10 protein-coding genes are annotated in these 13,635 nt (G+C 60.6%); 6 read left to right on the plus strand and 4 right to left on the minus strand.

Annotated features, from left to right (window positions below):
* Positions 1-14: 14 nt before the first annotated feature.
* Genes ACLD1Y_RS12810 through vasI form a run of 4 tightly spaced genes read right to left on the minus strand, consistent with a single transcriptional unit; the run spans position 15 to position 6,761 of the window.
* Positions 15-1,043 (minus strand): hypothetical protein, encoded by a 1,029-nt coding sequence (locus ACLD1Y_RS12810; RefSeq protein ID WP_429478315.1) that lies wholly within the window; start codon positions 1,041-1,043, stop codon positions 15-17.
* Positions 1,044-1,053: 10 nt separating this feature from the next.
* Entirely contained in the window at positions 1,054-4,665 is a 3,612-nt protein-coding gene (gene tssM, locus ACLD1Y_RS12815) for a type VI secretion system membrane subunit TssM (protein WP_429478316.1), read from the minus strand.
* Between the two features lie 9 nt (positions 4,666-4,674).
* Positions 4,675-6,111 (minus strand): type VI secretion system protein TssA, encoded by a 1,437-nt coding sequence (gene tssA, locus ACLD1Y_RS12820; protein WP_429478317.1) that lies wholly within the window; start codon positions 6,109-6,111, stop codon positions 4,675-4,677.
* Positions 6,099-6,761 carry a type VI secretion system-associated protein VasI gene (vasI, locus tag ACLD1Y_RS12825; RefSeq protein WP_429478318.1) on the minus strand — a complete coding sequence of 221 codons (663 nt, stop codon included), beginning with the start codon at positions 6,759-6,761 and terminating at the stop codon, positions 6,099-6,101. The genes tssA and vasI overlap by 13 nt, the downstream gene beginning before the upstream one ends.
* A 335-nt stretch (positions 6,762-7,096) precedes the next feature.
* Here vasI and tssB point away from each other — a divergent pair, with 335 nt between their 5' ends.
* From tssB to tssJ, 6 genes are read left to right on the plus strand one after another with little or no spacing between them, the layout of a single operon-like run.
* Positions 7,097-7,600, plus strand: a complete 504-nt coding sequence (tssB, locus tag ACLD1Y_RS12830) for a type VI secretion system contractile sheath small subunit (protein ID WP_429478319.1) — start codon at positions 7,097-7,099, stop codon at positions 7,598-7,600.
* 37 nt (positions 7,601-7,637) lie between these two features.
* On the plus strand, positions 7,638-9,110 hold the full coding sequence (gene tssC, locus ACLD1Y_RS12835; protein ID WP_429478504.1) for a type VI secretion system contractile sheath large subunit: 1,473 nt from the start codon (positions 7,638-7,640) through the stop codon (positions 9,108-9,110).
* On the plus strand, positions 9,111-9,524 hold the full coding sequence (tssE, locus tag ACLD1Y_RS12840; protein WP_429478320.1) for a type VI secretion system baseplate subunit TssE: 414 nt from the start codon (positions 9,111-9,113) through the stop codon (positions 9,522-9,524). It abuts the gene before it with no gap.
* Positions 9,525-9,531: 7 nt separating this feature from the next.
* Complete coding sequence (tssF, locus tag ACLD1Y_RS12845) at positions 9,532-11,298, plus strand: type VI secretion system baseplate subunit TssF (protein ID WP_429478321.1); 1,767 nt, start codon at positions 9,532-9,534, stop codon at positions 11,296-11,298.
* Positions 11,262-12,284, plus strand: coding sequence for a type VI secretion system baseplate subunit TssG (tssG, locus tag ACLD1Y_RS12850; protein WP_429478322.1), 1,023 nt, complete (start codon positions 11,262-11,264; stop codon positions 12,282-12,284). Before tssF ends, tssG begins: the two co-directional genes overlap by 37 nt.
* Entirely contained in the window at positions 12,281-13,630 is a 1,350-nt protein-coding gene (gene tssJ, locus ACLD1Y_RS12855) for a type VI secretion system lipoprotein TssJ (protein WP_429478323.1), read from the plus strand. The genes tssG and tssJ overlap by 4 nt, the downstream gene beginning before the upstream one ends.
* Positions 13,631-13,635 lie beyond the last annotated feature (5 nt).

Here is a 13,635-nt window from a genome sequence, read left to right on the forward strand (position 1 = left end):
CCCCTTACCGTCTTTCAGTGTGTTGACCGCCGCATCGCGTAGTCTTTATCAATCTTCCCGGTTGTCGCGCCCACCCCAGCATTAACCATCGCCGGCCGCACCCACACCGTCCGCTCTTCCAACCGTCGGACGTGCCCGCGCCGCAGATGCGCGCGCGGCGAAGCGTGCTGCCCACCGCCGCTCGAAACATCGGTTGAACGCGGTGCTCTGATCTGGAGCACGCGGTAGCTGAAGAGTGGTGGTTTTCCTTTTCCCTGGCGCTTGCGATTGATCAACTTCGGTGCGGCGATCTCTGCCGTGGTGACATTGGCGCAGTTGAGCACCACGCAGGTTTGCAACAGCATCGATACTTCATCACGCGCATCAGACAGGACTCTTGCGGCCAGTTCGTTTCCCGTAGAGTGCTCCAGTGCTTCAGCGCAAATCTCCGGCAGCAGTAGGAAGGGGGATACGCGAAACTGGCGCAGTTTGCGTAGCGGCACACCCGCAGCAATATAGGGTTCGGTCAGTAGCTGATTGGTCAGGCTGGCCTCTCCAGGAGAATAGTCACTGACTTCGTTGTCATGTGGCACGAAGGCACCGCCCATTGGCAGACTCCAAAGCCCGGCACGATCATCCCAGAACAGCGGGATAACGATCACCCCGCCGTGCTCTTCGTTTAGAAACTCCCGAGTATCCGGCAGCCAAACGGCCACTTCCGCGGACATCGTCAAGCACAGGGCGATGCGTTTGGATGAGCGGATGCCACCGTATTTGTCACCACCGGCTGCGTCCGGCCAGACCCAAGGGGCTTCAAGGGCGACCACGGGGTACGGCAGACGCGCCATATCGACATGCGCCTGACGCAGCTCGCTCATGTCGACCAATTCGGCACAGTTAGGCAGCAGGAACTTCACGCTGTCGCGCAGCTGCTTCACGACAAACGTATGGGCCATACGAGTACCGGGGAGGTGCATACCTAGTAGGGGCAAGCACGCCTCCAGCTGCTCCAGGGCCTGAGTCGAATAGTTCAAGCTGCGGACTTTATCGCTCTTATCCATCATGCGGTACTCCTCAGCGTTGCGTGACGCTGTCAGTAGCCTTTTTCCTGCCGCGCTCTTCCAGTAACGTCCTCGGCAACACAAACCCGTCGAAACTGCGCTGGGTAATCGGGTTGTTGGCCTTCTCTGCACCAATGCGATAACGCATCAGCCCATCAGCAATGGCAAAGGTCAGGTCCACGCTGGTGTCGGTGCGGCCATTAAGGTGCCCGCGACTAAGCAGCCGAAACAGTGACCACGGCCCGCGATAGCTCAGGCTGGCGGTGTTGCCCGTGCTGTGTACCAGCGTCAGTTGGCTGCCATTGGTGTTGCCCAGGCTGTTGGGCCACACCAGCCCGGTACGTTGCGGCGCGCCGTGCTGATAGGGGATCAGTTGCCCGTCGACGCTGAGCATGCTGCTCAGGCGGGTGGCGCTGAGGGCCAGGGGTTCGATGGTGAGTTGCACGGCCAGGTGGCCGCGATGGTTGAAAAAGGTGTCGCGGATGCGCTCGACCTTTTTCAGTTGTTCCAGCACATCGCTGCGCACCAGGTAACCGCCGAGGCTGTCGGAGTACAGGGCGTCGAGGTTGTCCTTGAGGAACACGTTCAGGTATTGATCGTGGAACTGCTGCAGGCGCCCCTGCGGGCCGAAGAAGGCTTCGAAGTCTTCCAGCGAGGCGTCCTCGCCGCTGGCCTTGAACGGGTAGCGACCTGCCAGGCGGTCGCGGTAGAAGCTGTAGATTTCACTGTCCCAGCGTTTTTCCAGTTCGCGCAAGGCGGCAATGACCAGTACCTGCGAGGTCTGGTCGGCGAGTTTTTTGACCTGCTGGTTCAGTGGTTCGGGCAGGCCCACGGCGACGCGTTGCAGGTTGGCGATAGGGTCGGCACCGCCCAGGGAGAAGCGGTTGAGCACGGTTTTCAGCGCCGCCTTGCCGTGATCGGGATTGTCGTGCACGGCCTTGGCGTAATCGTAGACGGCGCTGACCGAACGCAGGCTTTCTTCGTAATAAGACGGCTGCTCGCCTCGCGCGGTGATCAGCTCGGCCAGGCTGGAGAACGCACGCCGGATGCCAGCGGCTTGTTGTTGGCCGTCCGATACCTTGTCCAGTGCGAGCGGTGCCTGCCCTTCGGCCAAGGGCACCGACGGGTAGATCACGCTGTTGTCGCGCAGGGTTTCCAGCAGGCGCCGCAGGGGGGCGGCCGGGCCGGTGACTTGTTCCAGTACCGCCACGCCGTGGCTGAGGTCGTCAAAGTCAGTGACCGCAAACTGATTCAGTGCGCGGCGCCAGCTGTCGACATAGTCGGCGCTGTACAGGGCGCGGATCCGTTGGGTTAGCACTTTGCGGTCTTCGTCGGAATAGTCCAGGCGTTGGCGTTCGCCGAGCACCCACTGGTCGATCATGGCCAGTTCGATGATGCCCTCGGTGCCGGGCTCGAAGTAGTCCTTGAAGCCCTTGGCGGTGAGCAGCGGCGGCAATTGCAGGCCGCTGCCCTCTTGGCCGGTGCTCAGTGGACGGTAGACGATATCGAACGCGGGACCGACCTCGTTGCGCAGATCCAGCGGGCGATGCAGGCGCTCCAGGGCATCCTGTTTCAGGCTCATGTAGACCCGTTCGGCCATAGGCAACTGGCGCAATTGCTGTTGCACCTGGGTGATGCGCTCTCGGTAGTGCGGCAGATCGGCGTCGGCATATTTCAGCGCGTAACCCAGGTGCCCCATCAAGTCGGCCTGCAACTGGCCCTGGCCCGGATAGGCGCGCTGCCACTGTTTGGCGACCCACTCTTCGACGATGGCCGGGCGGCGGTTTTGGCGTTCTTCGAGCATGCGGTAAACACGCAGGGCTGCCAGTTGTTGATTACTGCCGGCAGGCGCCGTGTTGATCGCCTCCAGCACACCACCCGCAATCGCCGGCAGGAAGCGTTTGGACAGCAAATTCAGATAGGCCTCATCCACTGTCGGCCCAATCGCCCTCCCCTGATACAGCCCCATATCCGACAGCAACGGCCACGCCTCGCGGTAGTCGCCGTACACCAGCACCGCATCACGAATCTGGTCAAGAGGCACCAGCAGGTTGCGACCGGTGGTGTCGACCCTGGCGTCGATGTCCCGGCCACTGAAATCCTGGCTCTTGGCCAGGACGTTGGCAGCCTTATCGCGGTTGATATTGAAGTAAAACTGCCAGGTTGCGATGACTATGAAGCAACCCAAGGACGCGACGCTGAACCCGGCGATCAGCAGTCGCCGCTTATTACGCGCCACCTTGATGTTGTCGCCCGCCAAGCCCGCTTCGGGGTAGATCACCCGTTGGAAGAGTTGCTGGGCAAAGTAAATCGCCGTACCACCGGCCGGTTTGACCTCGGGGGGCGGTGGCGGCAGTTGATAGGCTTGCCCTGCTTCTTTGACGAAAGCATTGCTCAGGGTGCCTTGTTGTAAGACCGAGGAGAAATACAGCCCACGCACCAGCGCCGGGGTGGTGAAACGATCACTGCCGAGCATTTCACTCAGGAAGCCGAACAGTGCCGGGCGTAGGCCCGCCATCTGGTGCACCAGCGCCTGCAAGCGATCGCGTTCGGTCAGACCGGATGACGTCCTGACGCCGTCGAAAATCTGCTCACTGAGGCAGGCAACAAAGGTTTGGTATTGGCGCGTCAGTTCCGCCAGCCAGGCATCGAAATCATCCACCGCGTCCAGGCTGAAGGTGAAGCCCAATAGGTCTTCACGCCCACTGCGCGACAACCGGGCGAAGAATTCTTCGAAGCCTTCCAATAGATCAAATTTGCTCAACGTCACGTACACCGGCAGGCGCGTTCCCAACTGGCGCGTCAGCTCAAACAACCGGGTGCGCAGCAGGTTGGCGTGGGCCTTGCGCTGTTCAGGACGTTGCGCCAACAAGGCCTGCACATCGATCACCAATACCACCCCATTCAGCGCCCGACGACTGCGGTTGCGTGCCAGCCAGTCGAGCAAGTGCAGCCATAGGCGTGGATGGGTACCAGCAGGCAATACCGGTTTGACCTTGCCCTGCTGCTCAACGTTTTCAGCGGGTGCGTGCGGATGACTGAGGAACTCACCGGGTGGGTCGATCAACACAGCCTCGTCACCAATCCACCAATCCACCGGATAGGCCAGTTGCTCTTCCTGGTGCGCCCTGACCCCAGCCTTGGTCACATGGGACAAGGCAAAGCTTTGGTTGGAGCGGGTGATCAGGCTGGTCTTGCCGGCATTTTCCTCACCCAGCACCAGATACCACGGCAGTTGATAGAGCGAACGGCGGCGCTCCATGTTGTTCAGCAAGTTGCCCAGGCTACGGTCCAGTGCTCGCTCCTGCGCTTCGACATACGGCAGGCAAGGGTCGGCTTGCACTGCGGCTTCATGTTGGCGTTCAAGCTGCAGCCGGTGGTAACGATTACGCACCCGCCATGCCCAGATCAGCAACGGCACCACCAGCACCACGACACTGGCCGAGATACGCAGCGACAATTCACTCAGCGGCCGACGCTCACGCCAAGTCCACTGCGGGCCCAACCACCAGATGGTGATCAACAAAAACACCACGCCCAGCAGCACCAGTACGGGCACCGCCTGCTTGAACTGACGCAGCACCGGCAGGCCCCAGCGTTTGAGGTAACCCCAGACAATCCCCATAAATCGCTCCTACTCCTTAACCGCTTTGATCAAATGACTGTCGTCGATGGGTTGCGCCACTTTCCGGTACAACTCCGGCTCCCAGCCCTGCGCCGTAGTCTCGCGCATCAGCCGCGCAACGCTGGCGTACAGATCGTCCGCCAGCCACGAGAGGCCACGGGACGCCAGCAGGTCGGCGGCAATCACCGTGGCGTAGCTGCGCTGGCGCGGGGCGTCATGGGTGGCGTGCAGCTCCTGCAGGCGCAGCAGCACCACTTCCACGCCTTCGGTGTTGAGTTGGGTGGCCAATTCGTCGCGTAGACCCGCGTATTCCTGCACCGGGCTGCCGGTGGTTTGCGCCTGATCAGCGCCGGTGATCCAGGCCTGGGTTTGTGCATCCACGAACGGCGTGCCGTCGCTGAAACACAGCTCCAGTAGCGCCGGCAGGCGGCAGACGAACCGCTCGCAGGTCTGGCGGATTGCGGCGGCCACTTCCTCCATCGCCAGGCGCGAGGCAACCTGAGCGGCCAAATAGCTACCGCGCAACCAGTACGGCGAGGCGCACACGCTCTTTTCGATACGCAACAACAGGTTCGGCTCCAGGGCATTGTGGTTCAGCGCATCCTGGTAGCCGTCGACAATGTCCTTGGGCACAGCGGTCAGTTCGGTGCGACGGTCGCTGGTGATGGGAGGTGCGGTGCGCAGATGCGACCACAGGCCGAAGCGTCGCAATTGGTAGCCGGTGGGGTCGTAGGGGTCCTGCTGATTGATCTGCTCGGCCATGTTCAACACAGCGCGGCGTTGTTCGCGCTCGTTGCTCGGCGCTTGCGGTTTGGGGCTGGAGAAAAACGCTGGATCCAGAATGCCGCTGGAAGTCGCCGCACGGATGGGCTCGGTAGCAACGACCGGCTCGCTGTATTTGTCCAACTGTCGTTGCAACGCGTCCAGCGGTGCGGGGTCGAGCTTGGCGGTTTCAACGCAGCGTTGCAGGTTGGCCAGCGCCAATTCCGCCGCGGCTTGATAGGCCGGTTCAAAACTGCTGCGCTCCAACGTCGGCAACACCTGCACAAGTTCGGCCAGCAGGCGTTGTACCTGCTTGCGTTTGTTCAGGTAGCCAGTCGGACCGGGCTTGGGGTAGGCACTGTCCCAATACAGCTCAACCATGCCGGCCAACAGGCCGAGGGCATCGGCCCAGCGCGCCCATTGCCGGGTGCGCAACCACACCACTTGCAGGTGGCCGATGATGCGCCAGTGCTTGCATTGGGCGGCCAGATATTCGCGGGAGGCTTCGTCAATATACGGCCAGTCGATGTTGCCTTCATGCAGGCCGCCGAGCTTGACCATTTCCTGGTCAATAGCCTGGTAGGTTTCATCCTCCACATCGAAATGCCCAGCAGGCTGTTCATGGTCGATGGGTGTCAGTAGCAGCTTGACGGTGTCCGCCGGCACGTCGATCACCAGCGACATACTTGGCGCTCCTGCTCGATCAGCCCGCCCAGCCCCTCAGCGTCGAACACCAGGCCGTCCAGCCGAGGGTAGTCACTTTCCAGCCGCAGGCGCTGGCCGCCGCCCATGTTGCGTAACAAGGCAATCGCCTGCAGCCCGCGCCCGGCATCGACCACCAGACCGGCGTCGTCCAAGACCTGCCACTGATACGCCTCGGACACCGGGCGCTCATCCTTGAACAGCCTGATCCTAATCTTGTTGGGTTTGGCCGGTTCATCCAGTACCAGTTGCAGGCGGGAAATTTTCGATTCGCAGCTGATGGCCAGGTACGGCCGAGGCGGCAACGCACCCAAGGCTGGAGCAGAGATCACCAGCCGTTGTTGCTGTTCATTGTCCGGCTCTGGAAACGACGACAGCAAAAAACGCTGATCCTCGGCTGGGCGCTTGGCCTCGTTGCGCTGCACCAGATCGACAATCGGCAGTACCCGGCCAAGGGCGCGCGCCGCCGCTGGTGGATGATGGACGGGTGTTCCGGCGGCCAGATCAAAACATTCCAGGCGCTTCAAGGGCGAAACAATGGAAGGGCAATCGTGTGTCGTCGCTTGCGCCTCCATTACGGCCACAGCCGTCAGGCAGAGCCCCCACTTCCATCCTCGCCATCCGTTGCGCATCAACGCCTCCTGATATGCCTCGTCGAATCCAAACCGGATATTTTTCAACTTCTGAACTAACGTTATTTAGACCGAAAGTTAAATCGACTAACTCGCAAAGCGTCACCTGCGCTCAATGAATTAGGCAAGTAAAAGACGAGCAACACACTGCTAAATCCCGAATAAAAAGAGGTGTCTTTCAGAAGCATCCACAGCGGACGTAGGAAATTTAGAAGACCCCATCAAAACGCAATTTCCTACATCCAAAGCCCACGAATCGCGTCCATTTCGTCCTACATGACAAGCCTTGCAACAGCTGTTTCTAATACGCCGACCTTACGAAAAGGATTTTTCCCATGTCGAAATCTCACGGTTCTGTCGCGCCAAAAGAACGCGTCAACATCAAGTACGTCCCGGCCACGGGCGATCAACAGGCCGAAGTTGAGCTGCCCCTGAAGTTGTTAATAACGGGCGACTTCAAAGGCCACGGCGAACTAACCGCCCTGGAAGACAGACAATCCGTTCGAATTGACAAAGACACTTTCAATGAAGTTCTGACCAAAGCCGAAGTTGCTCTGGATATGGCGGTTCCGTCTGTTCTGAACAACGATCACGACACCGACTTGAACGTGCAACTTCAATTCAAAAGCATCAATGACTTCGGCCCCGACGCCGTCGCCCGCCAAGTACCCGAGTTGAACAAGCTGCTGGAACTGCGCGAAGCCTTAGTTGCGCTCAAAGGCCCGATGGGCAACGTCCCGGCCTTTCGCAAACACCTGCAAAACTTGCTGACCGATGAAACCGCCCGTCAACGCTTGGCCAGTGAACTGAACCTGGTACTCGACGCGCCAAACAACTGATTTGAACGCCCTTCTCAACGGAGTACTCCCCATGCCTATGGAAAGCGCCGCCGCCCAAGTGCTGGTGAATGACGAACAACTGTCGTTGCTGGATCAACTGCTGGCCAACACCACCATCCGCCCCTCTCAGGAAGGCTATGCCATTGCTCGCCAAGGTGTAGCTGCGTTCATCAGCGAAATTCTGCAAAGCGGCGACCATCAGCAGCCGGTCAATAAGCATCGGGTCGACCAGATGATTGCCGAAATCGACCACGCCTTGAGCAAGCAGATGGACGTGATTCTGCATCAACCGCAGTTCCAGCAACTGGAATCGGCGTGGCGCGGCCTGAAGCTGCTGGTGGATCGCACGGATTTTCGCGAGAACATCAAGCTGGAAATGCTGCATGTCACCAAAGAAGAACTGCTGGACGACTTCGACAACGCTGGCGACATCACCCGCAGCGGCTTGTACAAGCACGCCTACACCTCCGGCTACGGTCAGTTCGGTGGCGAGCCCATCGCGGCGATGATTGGCAACTACACCTTCGGCCCCTCCTCTCCAGATATGAAGCTGCTGAGCTACATCGCCTCCGTGGGCGCCATGGCCCATGCCCCTTTCGTGATGGCTGCCGGTCCTGAGTTCTTCAACCTCAAGAGCTATCAGGACCTGCCGTCGGTCAAGGAAGTCAGCGACATTTTTGAAGGGCCAGGCCACACCAAATGGCGCAGCCTGCGTGAAATGGAAGACTCCAAATACATCGCCGCGACACTGCCGCGCTTTTTGCTGCGCTCGCCTTACGATGGGCTGGAGAATCCGATTCGCAGCTTCGGCTACAACGAAACCGTCGACGGCAATCACGATAATTACCTGTGGGGCAACACCGCGTTCCTGATGGCCTCGCGCATTACCGATAGCTTCGCCCGCTATCGCTGGTGCCCGAACATCATCGGCCCGCAGTCCGGCGGCGCGGTGGACGACTTGCCGGTGCACCTGTACGAATCCCTCGGCCAATTGCAGGCCAAGATTCCCACCGAAGTGCTGATCTCCGACCGTAAGGAATTCGAGCTGGCTGAAGCCGGGTTCATCCCGCTGACCATGCGCAAAGACAGCGACAACGCGGCGTTCTTCTCGGCCAACTCGGTGCAAAAACCGAAGAACTTCCCCAAGACCCGCGAAGGCCAGGAAGCCCAGACCAACTACAAGCTCGGTACCCAGTTGCCGTACCTGTTTATCGTCAACCGCCTGGCCCACTACATCAAGGTGCTGCAACGCGAACAGATCGGCAGTTGGAAAGAACGTCAGGACCTGGAGCGCGAACTCAACACCTGGCTCAAGCAGTACATCGCCGACCAGGAAAATCCTTCCTCCGATGTACGCAGCCGTCGCCCATTGCGCGCGGCGCAAATCGTCGTGCAGGACGTGGCCGGCGATCCGGGCTGGTACCAGGTGTCATTGGCGGTGCGTCCGCACTTCAAGTACATGGGCGCCAACTTCGAGATCTCGCTGGTCGGTCGGCTGGACACCCAGTAAGTGGGCGGCAGCCTGTTCGAACGCCTGGAGCCTGACGCACCGCGGTACCGGCAAGGCACTGCGGATGAACAGGCGCGACAGCGTGTCGAGGCGATCAAACGTCACTTGGAACACGTACTCAACTCACGCCAGGGCTGCTCGCAAAGCAGCCCTGAACTGGGCCTGCGCGACTTCAACGGAGTCACCCAAGCCAGCAGTGATTTGGTGGTCGCCATCAGCGCCGATATCCGGCGCTCGGTGGAGGCGTTTGAACCACGGATCACGGTAACCGGCGTGCGCTATCAGCCCGACCCGGACCTGCCGCTGGAGCTGAACTTTCGCCTGGATTGCCAGGTGCGGGTCAATCACAAGGAAGAACAGGTGCAAATCGAGGTGGCCATGCATGGCCGCGACGGTTACACCCGCGTGAAATGAGGATGCGATGGACTTGAAACAACGCTTTGCCGAGGAGTTGCGCTACCTGCGCGAACTCGGCCGCGAGTTTGCCGAGGACAACCCGCAACTGGCGCAATTTCTCGGCGATCAAGCCGGCGACCCAGACGTTGAGCGGCTGCTGGAGGGCTTTGCCTTCCTAACAGCCAAGCTGGGGATGAAGATCGACGACGACTTGCCGGAGCTGACTCACCCGCTATTGCAGATGCTCTGGCCCAACTACCTGAGGCCCCTGCCCAGCGCGACCATCATCCGCTTTACACCGTTGCCCGATGCGATCAGCCAGCGCCAGGTGATTCCCAAAGGCACGCCGTTGTTTGCCAAACCGGTGGATGGCATCTCCTGCCAGTTCCGTACCTGCACCGACGTCAACCTATACCCGTTGGCCTTACACGCAGTCAGCGACGCTCACAGCCGCGAGGCCTCGGTGATGTGCATCGACCTTAAGGTGCTGACGGAACAACCGCTGACCAGCATGGCCTGCGATCAATTGGATTTTCATCTGGGCGGCGATAACGCCACCGCGCTGACCTTGTACCTGTGGATCGCCCACTATCTGGACAGCGTCACGCTGCACGTTGATAAGCAAAGCTATCGCCTGTCGGCCAAGGATATCGGTTTTCCCGGTTTCACCCCTGACGAGGCACTGCTGCCCTACCCGCGCAATGTGTTCGATGGCTACCGCATCCTGCAGGAATATTTTGTGTTCCCGCAGCGGTTCCACTTTTTCAGCCTGACGCGGTTGGCTCAGGTGTGGCCGGCTGTCAGCGCCACCCGCCTGCGTTTCGAGTTTCAGTTCAGTCGGCCCATGCCGACCGATATTCGCCTGCGTACCAGTGACCTGCATTTGTATTGCGCACCGGCGGTCAATCTGTTCCGCCACGATGCCAACCCGATTGCGCTGGACGGTCGCAGCCTGGAAAGACGCATCAGCCTCAGCGGCAACCGTCCCGAAGCCTTTGAGATTTTCAGCGTCGATCAGGTGGCCGGCTGGGACGCCGCTGACAAGGAGCGCAAGGGTGATCCACTGCGCAGGTTTACCCCTTTCGAATCGTTCCAGCATGAGATCGAGCACGCACGGGGCCGCACCGCACTGTACTTCCGCACGCATATCGAAGAGTCCCACGGCCGCGAGGGTTTGCGCCATCGCATCGCCTTTGTGCGTGGCGATGAGAGCCTGTACATCGGCGAACATGAAGCGGCGTCCATCGAACTGACCTGCAGCAATCGCGACCTGCCGCAGTTGCTGGGCGTCGGCGATGTGTCGCTGTCCACCGAAGTCACGCCGTCGTTTGCCACCTACACCAACCTGATTGCACCGACCCGCAGCTATCGACCCGTGTTGGACAGCAGCCTGCACTGGACGCTGATTTCCAACCTGTCACTGAACTACCTGTCGCTGCTCTCGGCCGAGCCGCTCAAGGCGGTGATCCGCGCCTACGACTTCGCCGCCTTGCACGACCTGCAACAGGCCCGCGCCACGCGCAAGCGCCTGAATGGCATTCACGAGGCGGTGACCACGCCCATCGACTGGCTGATGAAGGGCCAGCCGGTACGCGGCCTGCACACCCGCCTGCAACTGGACCAGAACGCCTTCCTTTGCGAGGGCGAGTTGTACCTGTTCGCCAGTGTGCTTTCGCACTTCTTCGCCCTGTACGCGAGCATCAATTCCTTCCATCGCCTGGAAGTGATCAATACCACTAATAACGAGTGCTACGAATGGCCACTGTTGACCGGCAGACAACCCGTGATCTAGCCGACCTGCTGCTGGCCGACGCGCGGAACTACTCGTTTCACCGTCTGCTGGAGCATCTGCACGCCCTGCATGGCGATGACCTGGAAGCGCAGCCCTTGAGTGCGACGGCGCGCCGTCGTGTGCGCCTGCAAAGCCATGCGGGATTGGGCTTTCCGGCCTCCGACGTGGTCGAGGCGGCACGCCTGGAAGATGATCGCGAAGAGGTGCGCTATCGCCTGCAGACCAGCTTCTTTGGCCTGCACGGTACCGACTCGCCGCTGCCCGGTTATTACTTGGACCGCCTGGCCTACGAACAGGCCCAAGAGCGGGGTATTCGCCCGGCGTTCATGGACTTTTTCAATCATCGCTTGCTGACCCTGCTGCATCACAGCTGGCGCAAGTACCGCTACTACATCCGCTTTCAGTCCGAGGCCAGCGACCGGTTTTCGCGCTATGTGTTTTCGCTGATCGGCCTGAACGACAACGATCTGCGTGGCGCAACACCGCTGCCGTGGGGCCGCCTGCTGAGCTTTGCCGGTTTGATCGCCAGCCGCAGTCGCTCGCCCTCGGTGGTGTCCGGCATCGTTGAACATTGCTTTGACCTGCACGGCGTATACATCCGTGAATTCGAGGCGCGTTCGGTGAGTTTGCCGCAACGTCAGCGCATGGCGTTGGGCAAGGCCAATGGCACCCTGGGCAGCGACTTTGTGGTGGGTGACCGCAGCAAGACCCGCGCCAGCAAGTTCACCCTGGTGATTCCCAACCTGACGCAGGCACGGTTTCGGCAGTTTTTACCCAGCGGTGAGCAGTTCGGGCTTCTGCGCCAGTTGATGGATTTTTTGCTGCGCGACGTCACCGCCTACGACCTGGAGTTGGGGCTACGCGAAGAAGATGTGCCGCCGTTCAACCTGCAACGCGACAGCGGCACCCACCTGGGCTGGACCAGCTTTATCGAAGATCAGGAACAACGCCATCCCGCCGTGGTGCGGATTCGGGGGCGCGCATGAAACTGACCTTGGTTATCAATAATCCTGCGCAGTTGCTGCACGGGTATCTGCCCCTTCACCGGTTCGGCCCACAGGGCGGCAGCATCGGCAGTGCCGCGGTGGACTGGTGCCTGGAAGATCGCCACAACAGCGTGCAGCCCAACCACTGCGACATCCGCGTGGTCGAAGGGCGCTTTTGCGTGATCGACCGCAGTGGCCGCACTTACGCCAATGGTCATGACGTGCCATTGGCCCGCAATGTGGCGGTGAGCCTCAACGATGGCGACCTGTTGCAGATTGGGGCGTATCGGGTTGCGGTGCAGCTAGGTGAGCATGCTCCACGCTCGCTCGATGAGCTGTTCACCGGCCAGCCGGAAGATATGCAAGCCTGGCATCTGGAGGATTTACCGGGCCTGCCCCTACCCGATCCGAGACCTGCCAGGTGTCCGGAATTCGAGCGTCTTTGCCAGCCCGTGAACTTGGCGGAACAAGGTGATCCGCTGCAAGCGATGAAGGCGGCAGAACCGCCAAAGCCACTGCCTGACAGTGGCGCGCCTGCACCCAAGAAGCCCGCCAGCCTGCTCAGCAACCTGCGCCTGGGCACCTTGTTGCTCGCCTGTCTGACTCTGGGCGGCTGCACCATGCTCGGCAAGATCGGCCAGGTGATCTGGACACCCTCGATCCCGGTCGGCGGCCCCGACGATCAACCCAGCCGCTATTCCCTGAGCCTGCATGCCAGCGACGATGTCAATCAGCGGCTGGTCAGCACCGGCACCGCCCCTACGTCCGACGAAGAGCCGGGCCCCTCGCCCTACAACTTGAACGTTCAGGCCGCCAGCCCGCAGGCACTGACGGACAAAGTGCAAACCCTGCTCAATCACCTCTACGAAACCGTTCCAGCTCAGTCTTTGCTGGGTTTTGAGCCAGCGCCCACAGTGCCCATGTCGCCCCTCGAAGGCGTACTGCTGGGCGATTACGACGATCAGGGAGTCAGCCTGACCACTCCACTGGGCAACCCGGCACTCCAGCAGATCGCCACGCCGATCGCCTTCAAAGTCCTGCAACTGACCGACGACTCGCTGCTGGTCAACGCCAGCCCTCAAGCCCTGGCTGAGGACCTGAAAAAAACCTTGGGCAGCACCTACATCCGCGCCGACGACTACCTGCTCAACCCAGGCCAGTTCAAGTTCATCGACCTGCGCCCATTGGATGAGGACACGCGCTTTATCGCCGTGATCGCCAACTACCACAACGACGAAGTCGGCCAATGGAAACAGCGCCTGCGCGTCGAGCCCAAGGGCCAGCAATACGCCGTGCTGGTGCAGTTGGACGCCTCACAGGTCAGCCTCAAAGGGGAAACCCGATGACGTCA

Source organism: Pseudomonas sp. 18175, assembly GCF_050432925.1.
GTDB lineage: Bacteria > Pseudomonadota > Gammaproteobacteria > Pseudomonadales > Pseudomonadaceae > Aquipseudomonas.